A 15,584-nucleotide genomic window follows, 5' to 3' on the forward strand; every position below is an offset into this window, starting at 1 on the left:
TCGCGCTCAGTTCGGGCGCGGCGCGTCGCCGCCCGGCCGCGCGGCGGGCGCGGCAGCGGGCGCCACCGCGCGCATCGTCGCGAGCCGCAGCGAGCAGGCGATCGCCACCAGCGCCAGCACCGCGATCGTGAACGTGACGCTCGAGATCGCCTGCGCCGAGCGCGGCACGTCGCCGGGCCGCGCGAGCGCCAGATAGACCGAGCCGAGCGCGGCCACGCCGATCACGATCGACAGCTGCACCGAGGTGGAGACGAGGCCGCTCAGCGCGGGCGCATGGCGCGCCGCGGTGCGCTGCGTCATCTGGCTGACGGTGGTGCCGAACGTGAGGCCGTGGCTCGCGCCGGCCAGGAACAGCAGCGGCACCATCAGCGCGGCGAGCCAGCCGAACTCGCGCGCGCCGCTGCCGAACGCGGCGTTGGCCAGCACCATCACCGCCAGCGCCGCGGCGGGCGTGAAGCGCAGCAGCCGCGCCGGCAGCTTCGACCAGCTCACGTTCGAGATGCCGAAGCCGAACGCGTAGGCGGCGAACACGAAGCCGGAGATCATCGGCGAGTAGCCGAGCCCGGTCTGCAGGTAGAGCGCGCAGGCGAACAGCCAGCCGCCGTAGCCGATGAAGCCGATCGACACCACCGCGAGCCCCGGGCGGATGCCGGGCGCGAGCAGCGCGTCGAGATCCAGCAGCGGGGCCGCGCCGCGCCGCGCGAGGCCGTGCTCGAAGCGCAGGAACGCGGCCAGCCCGGCCACTCCCGCCGCCAGCGCGACCCACACCCAGGCGGCCCAGCCGGCGTCGTGGCCGAACGTGAGCGGCACCACCACCAGCAGCATCGCCACCGTCAGCAGCGCCACGCCGGGCAGGTCGAGCCGGCGCCGCTGCGCGCCGGCCAGGTGCGGCAGCACCGAAGGCGCGTACACCAGCAGCGCGATGCCGATCGGCACGTTGATCAGGAACGCCGGGCGCCACGACAGGCCGCCCAGGTTCGCGGTGATGATCAGGCCGCCGAGCGCCTGGCCCGCCGTGGAGCCGAGCCCGAGGATCATCGAGTAGTAGCCGATCGCGCGCGCCCGCTCGCGGCCCTCGTAGCTGCGCTGGATCAGCGACATCACCTGCGGCACCAGCATCGCCGCGCCCACCCCCTGCGCGAGCCGCCCGGCGATCAGCAGCCAGGTGTCGGGCGCAAGGCCGCAGGCCAGCGACGAGATCGTGAAGATCGCCAGGCCGTGCATAAACAGGCGCCGGTAGCCGTGATCGTCGCCCAGGCGCGCGCCGGTGATCAGGAACACCGCGTAGGCGAGGATGTAGCCGGCCACCACGAGCTGCAGCAGCGCGCCCGAGATGCCGAGATCGCTGCGCAGCGCGGGCGCCGCGACGTTGACGATCGAGGTATCCATCGCCGCCATGCCCTGCCCGATCAACAGCAGCGGCAGCATGCGGCGATGCGGCCGGACCGGGGCGGCGCTGGCGGCGGCGCCCGGCGCGAGGGTGGAGGAATTCGACATGACCGGCTCCCTCGCCTTACGCGATCACGTCGCGCTTCAGGTGCTCGAGCTTGCCCTCGACGTCCTTCCAGCGCGCGGCGTCGGGCAGCGCGGCGCGCGTGCTGGTGATGCTGGGCCAGCTCTGGGCCAGCTCGCGGTTCAGGTCGAGGAAGATGCGCTGCTCGGGCGCGAGCGCGCTGTCCTGGCGAATCGCGTCCACCGGGCATTCGGGCTCGCAGACGCCGCAGTCGATGCATTCGTCGGGATCGATCGCGAGGAAGTTCTCGCCTTCGTGAAAGCAGTCGACGGGGCAGACGTCGACGCAATCGGTGTGCTTGCACTGGATACAGTTCTCGGTCACGACATAGGTCATCGAATTTCTCCTGGGGACGATTGGGTTTCGTTGGGTACGGCGTTCGGTGCGTTGCTGGATCCGTCGTTGCGTGCGGGGTTGTGCGCGCTGCCGGCCTCAGGCCCGCACCGCGGCCGCCGTGGCGGGCCGCCCGCGCACGTGCAGCGCGCGGCGGCCCGGGAACATCGCCACCGAGGCCACCGTGCATTCGCGGCGCACGTCGCCGGTGGGCAGCACCTCGATCGGCGCGCGTCCGAGGCCGTCCAGGCAGGCGCGCGCGTCGGCCCCGGCCGGCAGGCTCGCCAGCAGTTCGCGGCAGGCTTCGAGCCGGCGCAGCGACGAGGTGCGCGCGAACGGATTGAGCGCGTCGTCGGCGGCCAGCTCGGGGTGCTGGAAGTGGTTCGTGTGCGCGTGCTGTGCGCCTTCCATCACCACCAGCGCGTCGGGCGTGTACTCCACCGTCACCACGCGCGCCGCGTCGGCGATCGTCAGCGCGCGCGAACTCGCGAGCGGCAGCGCGCGCAGCGTGTCGAGGCATTCGTCCACGCTCGCGCAGCGGTCGAGCAGATGGCGGATCGCCAGGTAGCCCGGGATGCCGGGCCGCCAGTGGCCACCGAGCACGAGGCTCAGGCCGATCGCGAGACCGCGGTCGTTGATGCCGAGGTAGCCGGTCAGGCCCGTGAAGCTGAGCAGCGCCACGCTGGCCGGCCCGTCGCCGGCCGGCCCGCCGTCGATCTCGAGCACGCTCAGCTCGCCGGCCATGTCGCCGTTCAGGTCGATGGTCTGCGCGACGATCGATTCGCCGCCGGCATGCCGGCCGAACGTGGTGCAGTCGCCGCGCGCCGGGATCCGCTGGAAGCCGGACAGCTCGCGGCGCAGCTGCAGCAGGAACGCGTCCTCGGTGGCGATGTCGGCGCCGTCGGCGAGGCCGTGGATCTCCTCGGCCAGCTCGGGCAGCACGCGCTCGATCTCGCGCGTGTGGCCCGCGATCAGCGGCGCGAACTCGTGCAGGCGGCGCGCCGAGACGAGCGGTTCGAGCCGCGTGACGCGATCGCCGAGAAAGCGCGCGATCGGCTCGCGCAGCGCCGCGCCGTGCTGGCGGCCGACCTCGTGGCGCGAGCCGGCGAGGCGCAGGCGGCGCGAGGCGTCGACGTCCGCGTCGATCAGGAACGGCGAGGCGGGCAACGACGACGTCGCCGCCGGATCAGCGAAAGCGGGTTGCGCGGACATCGGGCCACTCCGATTTGAGGATCGAGTAATAGATCGCGTCGCGGCGCCGGCCGCTCGGCATGAAGTTGAAGCTGCGCAGCACGCCTTCCTCGGTCGCGCCGATGCCGCGCAGGCCGGCCCGTGCGCGCTCGTTGAGCACGTCGGTCTTGAACTCGACGCGCTCGCAGCCAAGCTCGCCGAACGCGTAGTCGAGCAGCAGGCCCTTGGCCGCGCGGTTCACGGCGGTGCCGCGATACGGCTTGCCGAGCCACGACCAGCCGATCTCGAGGCGGCGGTCGGCGGCGGCCAGGTTGCCGAACGCGCTGGTGCCGGCGAACTGGCCGCTCTTGCGGTCGATGATCGCGAACACCACGCGCGTGCCGGCCAGCGAATCGGCGATCGCGCGTTCGAGGAACGCCACCAGGCTCGGCTCGTCTTGGACCACCGACACCATGTAGGTCCAGCTTTCCGGGTCGTAGGCGATGCGCGCGAAGCCGTCCTTGTCGTCGAGCCCGATGCGGCGCAGCGTGACCACCTCGTTCTCGAGCGTCGTGTTCAATATCGCGGGGATGTTCCAGGTCATAGCTTCTCCGTCGGGCTCAGGTCACGGCTTTCGAGGACAGCAGGCCGACGATGTCGCGCGCGGTGCGCAGCGCGGCCAGATCGTCCTCGGTGAATTCGGTCAGCGGCACGCCGGCGCTTTCGCAGACCGTGCTCATCAGCACGATCAGGTCCAGCGAGGTCAGGCCGAGGTCGTAGACGAGGTCCGCGTCGAGCGGCAGCGCCGCGGCGGCGGCGGCATCCTTGCCCGCCGTTTCGGCGAGGTGGCGCCGGACGATCGTTTCAATTTCACTCACGCTGAAGCTCCATAGAGTTGGTCGATTTCCTGCCGGAACGCGTTGAAGATCTCGTTGCGCTTCGGCTTGAACTGCGAGGTGACGAAGCGCGTCTCGCCGCGAAACGGCTCGGGCGTGATGAACGCGCGCACGATCCGCTCGTCGGGCGCGAGGCTCGCGTTCAGCTCGCTCAGGTGCGCGCGGATCGCGGCGTGGTCAGCGCGCGCGTCCTGCGGCGATACCACCGCCACCAGGAACGGCTTGCCCGAGCCGAACAGCACGCACTCCTCCACGCCCTGGTGCGCCTTCACGCGCTCCTCCAGGCTGCGCACGTGGACGTTCTTGCCGTTGGCCAGCACGATCAGGTCGTCGGCGCGGCCGAGGATGTAGAGGAAGCCGTCCTCGTCGATGCGCGCGAGGTCGCCGGTCCTCACCTCGCCCGTCGGCAGGAAGATCTTTTCGCTCGCGCCCGGCGCGCTGTAGAGATAGCGCGTGTTCACCGGCTGCTCGGCGCCCACCACCAGCACGCCGTGCTCGTCGATGCGCGCGCGCTTGCCGGGCAGGAGGCGCCCGACGCTGCCGGTGCGCGCATGGCCCGGATGGTTCTTGCTGACGATGCAGGTCTCGTTCATGCCGTAGCCCTCGAAGATCGGCACGCCGGCTTCCTCGAAGAAGCGCAGCGTCTCCGGGTTCGCGGGCGCCGAGCCGGTCCACAGGTAGCGGATCCGGCCGCCGAGCAGCGCGTCGATGCGCAGGCGCCGCGCGGCCAGGTCCGTGTCGCCGGCCGGCGTGAGCCGCTCGATGCGCTTTTTCACGCCGTCGTAGAAGCCGGGCACGCCCATCACCACGGTGGGCGGCTGCTGGCGCGCGATCTCGAGCGCGTACTCGAAGCGCGTGACGGTGGTGTCGTGCCCGAACACGAGCGCCGAGTAGATCCAGTAGCGCTGCTGCAGCAGCGACAGCGGCAGGAACACCAGCACGTCGTCGTCGGGGCCGTGCGCGTAGATCTGCTGGACCGCCGCGAGCGAGGCGTCGATGCTGCCGGCGCGCGCGGCCAGCCCCTTCGGCTCGCCCGAGCTGCCCGAGGTGAACTTGATGGTGGTGACGTCGTCGTCGGCATAGACGGCCGTGTCGAACGCCGGCGCGACCGGATCGACCTCGCGGCCGTCGCCGGCCTCCGCCACGGCGGCCTCGACCAGCTCGCGCAGGTCGTGGACGCCGCGCACGGCGAACGGCGCGACGCCGTCGGCCAGGATCGCGTCGAGCGCATAGCGTTCGACCAGCTCGCGGTTGGCCTCGAACTTGCCGAACTCGAAGCCGGCCGTCACGTAGCCGGCCTTCAGCGCGGCCAGGTCGAGCAGCACCCAGGCCAGCCCGTTGCGCGCGACGATGCCGATCCGCGCGCCGCGCTTCAGGCCCGCCTCGCGCAGGCGCAGCGCGAGCCGCGCGGCCAGCGCGTCGAGCTGCGCGTGCGTGAGCTCGATGCGGCCGCCCTGCTGGAAGAACGTCACGCGCCGCGTGTCGTGCTTGCCGCCGTTCGCGGCCACCGCGTTGATCACCGATGGCGGGCGAGTCATCAGACCGAGCCCTCCGTGAGCGTGGCCGCGCGCGCCACCGCCGGCTCGGGCAGGCGGTCGGCGGCGAGGTTGCGGTAGGTGCCGGCCACGAAGCCCTGGATCGTCAGCCGCTTCGCGTCGGGCGTCATCAGGTAGTTGGCGAGCGCCGTGTAGAGCGCCTCGAGCCAGAGCGTGCGGCGCCGGATGCGCAGCATGTCCTCGGTGCCGTACTCGGCGCCGTCGGCACGCACCACGCGCACGTCGTAGAAGCCGCGATAGCGGCGCCCCGCGATGTTCAGCGGCGGGCGCGACATGTCAGGCCCCGGCACGCGGATCGAGAACTTCACGCGCGCGCGGTTGTGCGCGGCGCGGTGCATGTCCGAATGCGCCGAGATGTCGGGCACGAGCGGCGGGTAGTACCAGTGGCGCGACTGGCGCACCAGCGGCCGGTCGAGATTGCCGGGGATGAAGTGCCAGCGGTTGAACTGCATGCGCTTTTGCACCGAGCTCGCGATCGCCGTGCTCTCGGCGTCGCCGTAGCGCTCGATCGTGCGGTGCGAGACGTAGGCCGTGAAGAAGCTGGCCGGCGTGAGCGCGTGGATCGTGTCGATCAGCGTGGGCTCGTCGTAGGTGACGAGCTGGCCGATGTCGCGCAGCGAGCTCGACATGCCGTAGTCCGAGCGCGTGGCCAGCACCGCCGAGGCCACCGTCTTCTCGATCAGGTATTCGGTCCAGCTGGTGACGGCCGCGCTGCCCGCGTCGCAGCCGATGCCGGCCACGTCGCGCGCGATCGCCGCGTTGGCGAGCAGCGCCATCGCCACGTACTCGGGCGGCTGGAATTCGCCGTGCGGCGAGACCAGGCCGCGGAAGTCGTCGCCGAACTCGCGATACCACTGGTCGGCGGCCTCGGTCGAGGCGGTCGAATCGAGAATTCGCTCGGTCTTCTGGAAGTTCAGGCCGTAGATCCAGCGATAGCGCAGCCACGGCTTGCCGATCGCGCACAGCGTCTGCTCGCGGATCAGCGCGGCGCGCTCGAACAGGTCGAGCTCGGCCGGCACCGTCACTTCGCAGCCCGCCTTGGTATAGCTGTCCGACAGCTGGTTCAGGCGCCCCACCACGTCGCGCGCGCTCAGCATCGCGCCGTTGAATTCCTCGAAGCGCACCGAGCGGCCCGACAGGAACAGCGCGTGGAGCGCCGCCACCACCAGCCGTTCGTCGTCGCTCCAGTCGGCGTAGTCGCGCTTTCGCAGCGCGCTCAGGAAGCCGCCGCCGCTCTTGCTGTCGATCAGGTTCACGTAGCGGTCGATCAGCGCGAAGAAGCGGTCGCCGACGTAGAAGCAGACCGATTCGACGTGCTCGACGTGGTCGATCACCTCGTCGAGCACGCGCGGCAGCTGCCCCTCGGCGTGGACGCGATCGAGCGCGGCGCGCACTTCCTTCATGCTCTCGCGCTCGACGGCACGCCATGCCTCGGCCTCGGCCTCGATCGCGGCCAGCACGGCCGCGCCGGCGTCGACGAAGCCGAGCTCGACCCAGCTGTCCGCCTCGTCGTAGGCGATCTTCGGCTCGGCCGCCGGACGGATGTGCAGGCGGCCCAGCGAGTTGGCGTAGAGCAGCAGCGTGGTGTCGGCCGGCGTCGGCGCGCTCGCCTGGACGCGCAGCTCGGGGTGCCGTTCGAGCACCGCCAGCGCCGCGCGCTCCTGGACACCGAGCGCGAGGCGCGCCTGGTCGAGCGGATAGATGCCGCCGTGCGTCGCGGCGGACACCGCGACGTCGTAGGCGGTGCGGCCCGCATACGATTCGCCACGCAGGTACTCGGTCATGTCGAAACCGTACAGGCTGTGCGATGCGTGGTCTTGCGTCGGCGTGTGTGCTCTGGGGTCCATCATCCCTACCTCTCTTCGGCCAAAGAAACGTGATCGGATGGCGGGCGCGTCGCGGCTCGCGACGGGCACCCGCCAGGTGCTGGGTTCGTATCGACTGGATGAAACGCGGCGCCCGACGCGCGGAAGTGACGGGCTTGCCGCCGGTGGCCGTCGCGCGATCGCCGATAGCTGATTTCAGCGTTTGCTACGTGGCGTGACAACTACCAAACTTCGGAGTCCGATTCATTGTTATGGCGGCGCGCCGCGCGAAAACGTGATGTCCCGGCCCGGCGGCGGCGCCAGGGCACGCGGGTTCAGCTCAGCAGGCCGAGCATCGCGGCACGCACCACCGCGGAGGTCTTGTTGACCGTCTTGAGCTTCGCGACGGCGTTCTTCACGTGGAAATTGACGGTATCGACCGAGATGCGCAGGATCGTCGAGATCTCGCCCGAGGTCTTGCCGTCGGCCGCCCACTTCAGCACCTCGACCTCGCGATCGGTCAGGCCGCGCTCGGTGTCGGGCATCAGCTTGGGCATCAGCACGCGCGTCATCGCCAGATGCGTGGTGCTGACCAGCCAGCGCATCCGGAATTCGTTGTGCTCGAGTTCGACCGGCGTGACCGGGCCTTCCGAACGCGCCAGCGTCAGCATGCCCGACACCCCGCAACTGTCGAACGTGGACTGCGACCAGCCATGACGCAGGCCGTGTGCCTGCGCGTCGCGCCACAGCTCGGGCGTGCGGGAAAAGAACGCGTCGGTCCAGACCACCGGCGTCTGGAAGCGGCGCATGTGCTTCATGGTCGGATCGATGTCGATGTAGCCCGCCTCCATGTAGCGCTGCTTCCAGGCCTCGGGATAGTTGCTGAGCAAGTAGATTTTCGGCCGCGATACCGGCCATGGGATCCGCAAGCCGTATGCGCAGAATTCGTAACCGAGGTGATTCGCCGCGTCCTCGATCAATATCGAAATCTCTCGTTCCGAACTCGCGCCCTCGAGTCCGGACAAGAGTTCCCCAGCCCAATCGTACATTTCGCCTCCTCGTGGAATGTCCGTGCCGGCCGCCACGTACCGCGGACAATGCCCGAGGCGTCGGTCAACCAGGTTGGGCGATTCCGCGTGCCGCGTCAGTCCGGCTATTTTGATACGGAAGAGTGCACCGCCGATCGATGCCGATCGTCGGCGCGCAAGCGCAATTGCGTGATATTGACGACGCCCTCTCTCATGAGCGTCATGGTGACTCCTGCCCTCTTCGAATATCGGAAGGTATATTGTGGGTTGTACAGCGGAGGAATTTCCAAGCGATTGAATTGCTGATTTAGCGGAATTCGCGTCAGCGCCGTCACATTGAACGCGAGCGCACTGATTGCTTCAAATTACTTTTTCGCAGCGTTCACATGAATGGCCAGCATACAGATGTTTTACAGTCATCACATAACAGTTTTCCGAAAATAACAACGCAATTTTCCTCAGCATTTCTTTGCCCTTTCCCGGGGGGCCGGCACGCCCCGATCGCCGCCCCGGCGAATCGGCGCCGCCGGCCGGGGCCGGCAATGTCGGCGGGCATCCGCGGCGCCCGCGGGCAGGCCACGCAATTAAACAGCCGCTCACCAATGCAGGAAACTCCCGTGGTATCGGTTTCAGGGTAAATACTCATACGTTTGCATGCTCAGGAATGCAGCGCAAACGATAGCGCCGCAAACGACAAAAACCGCTACCACGCGTCGGTTTTGCCGATGCCGGGTATCGTGTGACGGGTGGTTTGTGCCTTTTCCGGAGCGTGCCGGCCGCACGGTTTTCCAATTGATAGCCGGGCCGGACTCCGGTAACGCCAGGGCACTCATGTCGTTTGCCTGAATGATTATAGGGCGAGTGCTCGCATGCCATACCTACCATAAATGGCGGGTTCCAAATTGCCACGCAGATCGTACAGTGTCGTATTCGCTTGGGTCAATAACCGGAAATGTGATATTCGGCATACAAGCACGAGGGACGGGCGGGCGCACCACATAATCATGTCAATATGGTCAGGCCGCACTGTGGAGTCGGTCGCGCGCACAACCAGCCATGCCGATTTTCATTGCATTTTCCTCCCATTCAATCACGAATAACATTCAATCCATTTTCCATTATTTGCAATGGCCTTATTTATCGATTGACGAATATCACGTCGCGGCGGACGCGCTCGGGCCGGACCCGGCGATCGAGAGGCGACCCGCGCCGGCGCCTCTCGATCGCCGGCTGATCGACGGGGTGGTACGCGTCGTCGCCGCGCCGCTCGCCGGGTGCCTCGCTGACAGCCGGTCCGCGCCCGGTGCGCCTCGATGGCGGCGCGCCCCTCGCGGCGCGGCGCGCATGGCCGCCATGCCCGGCAGGCGCGGCGAACCGGCCGCACGCCCTGCCGCGCCGGCCTCGCGCCCTCGTCTTGCGGCCGGCGGCGATCGCGCCGGCCGCGCGCGACGCGTCGGGATCGGCGAAATCTGGGCACAATGCCGGGGAAGCCGCGGCCGCGCCGGCATCGCGTCATGCCCGCACGCTCGCGGTCCGGCCGACTGCCGTCGACCGATCGCCACCTTTTCCCGACTCCGATTCCCCGATGAAACGCTACCCACGATTCGTGCCCGCCGCCGCTGCCTGCCTCCTGACGGCCTCGCTGGCGCTGTCCGGCGCCGCCAGCGCGCAAGGCGCGTCCGACGCCGCTGCGCCGGACGGCCCGGCCTACGGCCCCGAGCTGCAAGGCTTCGACTACCCGTGGCCGGTGTCGCGCTTCACCTTCCATTCGCAACGGCAGGCGCTGCAGATGGCCTACCTCGACATCGCCCCCGACCCGGCCGCCGCGAACGGCAGGACGGCCGTGCTGCTGCACGGCAAGAACTATTGCTCGGCCACCTGGGCGCCCACCGCGCGCGTGCTGTCGAAGGCCGGCTACCGCGTGATCGCGGTGGACCAGATCGGCTTCTGCAAGTCGAGCAAGCCCGAGCGCTACCAGTTCACGTTCCAGCAGCTCGCGCGCAACACCAACGACCTGCTGCACTCGCTCGGCATCGAGCACGCCATCATCATCGGCCACTCCACGGGCGGCATGCTCGGCATCCGCTACGCGCTGCAATATCCGCACGAGACCGACCGGCTGGTGCTGGTCGATCCGATCGGCCTGGAGGACTGGCGCGCCAAGGGCGTGCCGCCGGTGTCGGTCGACCAGTGGTACGAGCGCGAGCTCGGCACCAGCGCCGAGCGGATCCGCAACTACGAGCGCAGCACGTATTTCGCGGGCCAGTGGCGCGCCGATTACGAGCCGGCCGTGCAGATGCTGGCGGGCATGTATCGCGGCCCGGGCCGCGAGCAGGTGGCATGGGATTCCGCGCTGCTCTACGACATGATCCTGACGCAGCCGGTGGTCTACGAGCTGCCGCAGCTGAAGGTGCCGACGCTGCTGATGATCGGCGACAAGGACACCACGGCGATCGGCAAGGAATACGCGCCCGCCGCGATCCGCCCGACGCTCGGCAACTACCGCCAGCTCGCGCGCGCCACGGCCGCGGCGATCCCGGACGTGACGCTCGTCGAGTTCCCGGACGCCGGCCACGCCCCGCAGATGCAGGACCCGGACCGCTTCCACGCGGCGCTGCTGCAAGGCCTGAACGCGAAGCGCGGCGCGCCGTGAGCGCGATGCCCGGGGCAGTTCCAGGGGTTTTGGTGACATCGCGGCGGCGCTCCGATCGCGCATGCCGTCAACGCAAGGAAAACCGGGACGTCGTTGCCGATCCGTCCCGGTTGTCGCGTTGCCGTGTGGTGGCGGCCGGCATGAGCATGAGGCGCCCGGTGCCTCACGTCGCGGCTCGCCCGCGCGTCGGAAGTCGATCCGCGCGGAGAGCAGCACCGTGCGCGGCGCCGCGTCCATCGGGCAGGTGTGCCGCATGACCCGGTAACGCTTGCCGACCACGTTCTCGAGGTTGGCGCGCAACACCACGCGCTTGCCGGCGATCCGCGTGCGATAGCGCGGCCCCGCGTCGTAGCGGGTCCGCGACGGCAGGTGCAGCGTGTTGGCCGCGTCGTAGTTCTCGGCGCCGGTCACGATCACGCGCCCGTTCACGCCCGGGCCCGGCACCCACGGCAGGTCCCGGTCGGCGCCGAGGTTGAACGCGTATTCCGGAATCCCGGCCGGCTGGTCGCCGCCGGTCGCGCCGCCCGCGGTGCCCTGCAGCTTCGCGTCGCGGAACGTCGCGCTCGCCATCAGGCGCAGCCCGGGCACCACCTCGCCGCAGGCGTTCGGTTCCAGCCCGAGCACGCGCGTGGTGCCGCTCGGGCGGTAGACGTGGTCGGCCCCCGGTCACGCCGTTCGGCCGCGAGGTCTGGCACACCGCGGCCGAGGTCATCACGCGGCCCCAGTCCACCTTCACGCGCGCTTCGTACCGGTTCGACTGATACGGCTCGAACACCTGGCCGCCGCTGACGGCCGTCATCGGCGCGGTCGGCCCCTGCGCGAGGCCCGAGGTGAAGTTGCCGGACCCCGACACGTTCGAGAGCGGCTTGACCACGATACCGGCCAGCGGCGAGATGCCCTGCTTGTCGTAGGCGCTGGTCCGCGCGCCGGTGGTGGGCGAACAGGCGTCGACGGCGAGGGCCTGCGAACGGAACTCGCCGGGGTTCTCGGCGACGTGGCAGAAGTCGAACGACCAGCGCGGCTTGCGGCCGCGACAGCCGATGCCGACCGAGCCGTTGCCCTGCAGCGGGTTGCCGTGCGCGATCGAGGCCCGGCCGTCCTTGAACGGGCCGTTGACGCGAATCCCCCACTGGTCCTCGTCGCCGAGGCGCCGGCCGACGTCGGCCTCCACGCCGAACTGCGCGCGCGACTGGCAGGTGGCCGTCAGCCGCGTGAGCGGCTTGTCGTCGGCGTGCTTCGGCACGATGTCGATCGCGCCGCCGATGCTGCCGGACGGCCCCACGCCACAGATCAGCGCACGCGGACCTTGCAGCCCGTCGACCGGTTCGAGCAGGTTCACCGGCATGTGGCTCGGCGACACCATCCCGTGCAGGCCGTTGCGCGCGACGCCGGCCGCCGCTCCGGGGAAGCCGCGGATCCGGAACGTTTCCTGGAAGCCGCCGGCCGTGCTCGGCGTGCGCGCCGAGGCTTCGCTGGTCACCACGCCGGACAGCGTGCGCGCCTGCGTGTCCGCCATGAACCGTTCAATCGGGCGTGCCGGTGGCGGCGGCGGCCGTGACGGCCCGCCCTGGCGGACGGAGCGCGCCGCTAGCCGATCGGCGGCGTGTCGAGGCTGCCCGCTGTCAGTTCCGCCATCACCGACCAGTCGCGGTCGCCAAGGCCCGCCGCCACCGTCTCGGCCATCCGCGCATGAACGGCCGCCAGCATCGGCAGCGCGCGGCCGGCCGCGTCGGCCGCTTCCGAGGCGAGCCGCAGGTCCTTCAGCCCGAGCGAGGCCTTGAAACCGGGCTCGTAGCGCCGCGCCGCGATGTTGGCCGAATAGACCTGGTAGGAGCGGCTGCCGAACAGCGTGCCGAGGATCAGCTCGAAGAAGCGCTCGCGCGGCAGGCCGTTCGCGTCGGTCAGCACCACGGCCTCGGCCATCGCCTCGATCGCCATCGTGATCATCATGTTGCAGGCGATCTTGGCCGCGTTCGCGGTGGGCGCGTCGGCGCCCATGTCCCAGATGCGTGCGCCGATCACCTCGAGCAGCGGCCGCACCGCCTCGACCGCCTCGGGCCGCCCGCCCGCCAGCACGTTCAGCTCGCCGCGCGCCGCCACGTCGGGCCGCCCGAGCACCGGCGCCGACACGTAGCCGATCCCGGCCGCCTCGTGCCATCCGGCCAGTTCGCGCGCGAACGCCACCGAGATCGTCGAACTGACCACATGGACGAGCCCCGGCCGCGCGGCGGCCAGCACCTCGGGTACGAGGACGTTCTGGCGGATCGCCTCGTCGTCCGGGAGCATGGTCAGCACGGCGTCGCCGCCGAACGCGCCGGCCGGCGTGGCCACGCGCGTCACCCCCTCCACCTCGCCGCCCGAGCGGTTCCAGGCCGTCACCTCATGGCCCGCGTGCGCCAGATTGCGCGCCATCGCGCGGCCCATCGCACCCAGACCGATCACGCCGATCCTCATCGCACACCTCCTTGTGCATTGACGTTCCCGGCATCGACCGCTGCCGCTTCGTCCACCTCTCCCGTGGCGCCGGCCCCTTCCGTGCGCCGCACGAGCCACGCCAGCACCACCGCGAGCGCGGCGTCCGAGTTCCGCTCGTAGATCAGCCCGTGCCCGTTGCCGCGCACGCCGTGATCGGGCAGATGCAGCAGTTCGGTGGACGCCCCGCAGCCGTCGAGAAACGCGGCGGTGGGCGGACTCGCGGCGGCGAACGCCGACGCCTCGGCGGTGACGATCAGGATCGGCAGCCCCGCCAGCGAGGGCAGCCGGAAATCGCCCGGCCGCGCCGCGCGCAGTTGCCCGGGATCGCTCACCGGCGGCTCGAAGCGCAGCGGCGCGGCGGCCGGCCCCCAGCGCAGCGGGCCGATGTTCGGGATGGTCGCGAACGGCGGCCCCATCGGCTCGATCGCCGCGATCGCCTTGACGAGGCCGGGGCAGCGGTCCGCCACCAGCCAGCCGTCCGGCCCCGACGCCGAATGCGTGACCAGGATCGCGGGGCCGATGCGCGCGAGCAGCGCCGCGGTGCGATCGGCGTCCATCGTCTGCGAGGCCTCGAGATCGGCCGGCAGCGGCCCGTAGCCGGCGATGAAGGCGTCCATCGCGGCTGCGTCGTCGGCCGCGAACGGCCATTGCGTGTGGCGCGCGTCGTCGCCGGGAAAATAGATCTCGCGGCCGCCCTCGTACGAGAACGGCGGCCCCATGGCCCCAAGCGCGTCGACGTGGTACGGCGAGCGGCCGTGCCCGGGCCGGTCCACCACGAACACCGCGTAGCCGGCCTCCACCAGGCGCTGCGCCCAGCCGGGCCGGCCGTCCGGCGTGTCGAACCACTCGGTGCCCTGGAAGCCGCCGCCATGCATCAACACGATCGGCCATTCGCGCGTGACCGTCGGCGGCGCCTCCCACTCGACGTACATCGGCCCGCGTTGCACGGTGCGTCCGCCGGCCTCGACGCGCTCGCCCGGCATCCAGAAATGGCCGCGCCGGACGGTACGGGCCGGCACCGCCGCCCAGGGCGTGAATCGATCGTTCATGCAAGGTCCTCCGCGAGCGGCGCCGCGCGCGAGCGGCGCGGCGCGAGATCGGTGAAATTCGGCAGATCGGCCATCACCGCCGCCGTCCCGGGCGAGGCGAGCGCGGTCCGCAGCGCCGCCTCGTCACGGAAACGGCATTCGCAGATCGCCAGCGTGCCGTCCCGCGCCAGCGCCGGGAAGAACGCCGCGACGCCGAGCAGGCCGTGGGGCCGCCAGTGCCGCATCACGAGCGGCAAATGATGATCGACGTAGTAGGCGCGGTCGAAACGCGCGCCGGCCTCGCCGTGATAGGTCACGTGGATCGTGACGGCGGCGTCGTGCGCCATGGCGGGAGAGGTCTCCATCACGCGCCGAAGCCTCCGTCGATGGTATGCATCGCCCCCGTGATGCCACGCGCCGGCGGCGAGGCCAGATAGCCGACCAGGCTCGCCACCTCGTGCGCCGTGCCGTGGCGGCGGATCGCCATCTGGTCGTGCATCTGCCCGGCGAGCGGCCCGTCGGCGGGATTCATGTCGGTATCGGTCGGGCCGGGCTGCACCACGTTGACGGTGATGCCGCGCGCGCCGAAATCGCGCGCGAGGCCGCGCGCCATGCCCTGCAGCGCCGACTTGCTCATGCCGTAGGCGGTGATCCCCTCGAACGGCATGACGTCGCCGTGGACCGAGCCGATCGCGATGATGCGCCCGCCGTCGGGCATGCGCCGCGCCGCCTCCACGCAGGCGTGATAGGCGCCGCGCAGGTTCACGTCGATCAGGCGATCCACCGCGTCGGCGTCGAGCGTGAGCGGATCGCCGCTCAGCAGCAGCCCCGCGTTGTAGACGAACACGTCGAGCGGGCCGGCCTCGCGCACCGTCGCGAGCAATGCGTCGCGATCGGCCGCGTCGGCGCGCAGCGCCCGCGCGCCGGTGCTCGCGGCCAGCGCCTCGGCCGCCTCCCGCGAGCCCGCATAGCTGAACGACACGGTCGCGCCCGCTGCCGCGAACCAGGTCACGATCGCCGCGCCGATGCCGCGGCTGCCACCCACCACCATCACCGTCTTGCCGCGCCAGGCGGCATCGTCTTTCGATTCGTCTTTCGATGTCACGTCGAACTCCTTGAATTAAATT

The 15,584-nt window shown here is 70.4% G+C and carries 13 protein-coding genes and 2 pseudogenes; 1 reads left to right on the top strand and 14 read right to left on the bottom strand.

The features are described 5' to 3' along the window. Positions 1–6: 6 nt before the first annotated feature. From bpln_RS09530 to bpln_RS09565, 8 genes are all read right to left on the bottom strand, one after another. On the bottom strand, positions 7–1,497 hold the full coding sequence (locus tag bpln_RS09530; RefSeq protein ID WP_052498322.1) for an MFS transporter: 1,491 nt from the start codon (positions 1,495–1,497) through the stop codon (positions 7–9). Between the two features lie 16 nt (positions 1,498–1,513). Next, on the bottom strand, positions 1,514–1,849 hold the full coding sequence (fdxA, locus tag bpln_RS09535) for a ferredoxin FdxA (protein WP_042625020.1): 336 nt from the start codon (positions 1,847–1,849) through the stop codon (positions 1,514–1,516). Between the two features lie 96 nt (positions 1,850–1,945). Beyond that, on the bottom strand, positions 1,946–3,058 hold the full coding sequence (locus bpln_RS09540) for a C45 family autoproteolytic acyltransferase/hydrolase (RefSeq protein WP_055138676.1): 1,113 nt from the start codon (positions 3,056–3,058) through the stop codon (positions 1,946–1,948). Continuing rightward, positions 3,033–3,620: a GNAT family N-acetyltransferase gene (locus tag bpln_RS09545; protein WP_042625022.1), complete on the bottom strand. Its 588-nt coding sequence runs from the start codon at positions 3,618–3,620 to the stop codon at positions 3,033–3,035. The genes bpln_RS09540 and bpln_RS09545 overlap by 26 nt, the downstream gene beginning before the upstream one ends. Before the next feature lie 16 nt (positions 3,621–3,636). Beyond that, complete coding sequence (locus bpln_RS09550) at positions 3,637–3,894, bottom strand: phosphopantetheine-binding protein (protein ID WP_052498323.1); 258 nt, start codon at positions 3,892–3,894, stop codon at positions 3,637–3,639. Then, on the bottom strand, positions 3,891–5,450 hold the full coding sequence (locus bpln_RS09555) for an AMP-binding protein (RefSeq protein ID WP_055138677.1): 1,560 nt from the start codon (positions 5,448–5,450) through the stop codon (positions 3,891–3,893). Before bpln_RS09555 ends, bpln_RS09550 begins: the two co-directional genes overlap by 4 nt. After that, complete coding sequence (locus bpln_RS09560) at positions 5,450–7,318, bottom strand: hypothetical protein (protein WP_226993534.1); 1,869 nt, start codon at positions 7,316–7,318, stop codon at positions 5,450–5,452. Before bpln_RS09560 ends, bpln_RS09555 begins: the two co-directional genes overlap by 1 nt. A 290-nt stretch (positions 7,319–7,608) precedes the next feature. After that, positions 7,609–8,322: an autoinducer binding domain-containing protein gene (locus bpln_RS09565; RefSeq protein ID WP_042625025.1), complete on the bottom strand. Its 714-nt coding sequence runs from the start codon at positions 8,320–8,322 to the stop codon at positions 7,609–7,611. 1,564 nt (positions 8,323–9,886) lie between these two features. Here bpln_RS09565 and bpln_RS09570 point away from each other — a divergent pair. Further along, positions 9,887–10,954, top strand: a complete 1,068-nt coding sequence (locus bpln_RS09570; protein ID WP_042625026.1) for an alpha/beta fold hydrolase — start codon at positions 9,887–9,889, stop codon at positions 10,952–10,954. A gap of 336 nt (positions 10,955–11,290) precedes the next feature. Here the strand turns inward: bpln_RS09570 and bpln_RS37670 are convergent. The 6 genes and pseudogenes from bpln_RS37670 to bdcA all read right to left on the bottom strand — a co-directional run. Beyond that, positions 11,291–11,578, bottom strand: a pseudogene (locus bpln_RS37670) (TonB-dependent siderophore receptor); the annotation flags it as partial. 703 nt (positions 11,579–12,281) lie between these two features. After that, positions 12,282–12,470 (bottom strand): annotated as a pseudogene (locus bpln_RS38265) (hypothetical protein); the annotation flags it as partial. Positions 12,471–12,541: 71 nt separating this feature from the next. Further along, entirely contained in the window at positions 12,542–13,408 is an 867-nt protein-coding gene (locus bpln_RS09580; protein WP_055138679.1) for an NAD(P)-dependent oxidoreductase, read from the bottom strand. Beyond that, positions 13,405–14,478, bottom strand: a complete 1,074-nt coding sequence (locus bpln_RS09585; RefSeq protein ID WP_158512020.1) for an alpha/beta hydrolase family protein — start codon at positions 14,476–14,478, stop codon at positions 13,405–13,407. The genes bpln_RS09580 and bpln_RS09585 overlap by 4 nt, the downstream gene beginning before the upstream one ends. Beyond that, on the bottom strand, positions 14,475–14,822 hold the full coding sequence (locus bpln_RS09590; protein WP_244132053.1) for an EthD family reductase: 348 nt from the start codon (positions 14,820–14,822) through the stop codon (positions 14,475–14,477). Before bpln_RS09590 ends, bpln_RS09585 begins: the two co-directional genes overlap by 4 nt. Further along, positions 14,822–15,562 carry an SDR family oxidoreductase gene (gene bdcA / locus bpln_RS09595; RefSeq protein WP_244132054.1) on the bottom strand — a complete coding sequence of 247 codons (741 nt, stop codon included), beginning with the start codon at positions 15,560–15,562 and terminating at the stop codon, positions 14,822–14,824. The genes bpln_RS09590 and bdcA overlap by 1 nt, the downstream gene beginning before the upstream one ends. Positions 15,563–15,584 lie beyond the last annotated feature (22 nt).

The organism is Burkholderia plantarii (assembly GCF_001411805.1).
Taxonomy (GTDB): domain Bacteria; phylum Pseudomonadota; class Gammaproteobacteria; order Burkholderiales; family Burkholderiaceae; genus Burkholderia; species Burkholderia plantarii.

Bases quoted from the DNA above. Each gene is read 5' to 3' on its own strand.
- bpln_RS09530 (WP_052498322.1), bottom strand. From the start codon at position 1,497: ATGTCGAATTCCTCCACCCTCGCGCCGGGCGCCGCCGCCAGCGCCGCC.
- fdxA (WP_042625020.1), bottom strand. From the start codon at position 1,849: ATGACCTATGTCGTGACCGAGAACTGTATCCAGTGCAAGCACACCGAT.
- bpln_RS09540 (WP_055138676.1), bottom strand. From the start codon at position 3,058: ATGTCCGCGCAACCCGCTTTCGCTGATCCGGCGGCGACGTCGTCGTTG.
- bpln_RS09545 (WP_042625022.1), bottom strand. From the start codon at position 3,620: ATGACCTGGAACATCCCCGCGATATTGAACACGACGCTCGAGAACGAG.
- bpln_RS09555 (WP_055138677.1), bottom strand. From the start codon at position 5,450: ATGACTCGCCCGCCATCGGTGATCAACGCGGTGGCCGCGAACGGCGGC.
- bpln_RS09560 (WP_226993534.1), bottom strand. From the start codon at position 7,318: ATGATGGACCCCAGAGCACACACGCCGACGCAAGACCACGCATCGCAC.
- bpln_RS09565 (WP_042625025.1), bottom strand. From the start codon at position 8,322: ATGTACGATTGGGCTGGGGAACTCTTGTCCGGACTCGAGGGCGCGAGT.
- bpln_RS09570 (WP_042625026.1), top strand. From the start codon at position 9,887: ATGAAACGCTACCCACGATTCGTGCCCGCCGCCGCTGCCTGCCTCCTG.
- bpln_RS09580 (WP_055138679.1), bottom strand. From the start codon at position 13,408: ATGAGGATCGGCGTGATCGGTCTGGGTGCGATGGGCCGCGCGATGGCG.
- bpln_RS09585 (WP_158512020.1), bottom strand. From the start codon at position 14,478: ATGAACGATCGATTCACGCCCTGGGCGGCGGTGCCGGCCCGTACCGTC.
- bpln_RS09590 (WP_244132053.1), bottom strand. From the start codon at position 14,822: ATGGAGACCTCTCCCGCCATGGCGCACGACGCCGCCGTCACGATCCAC.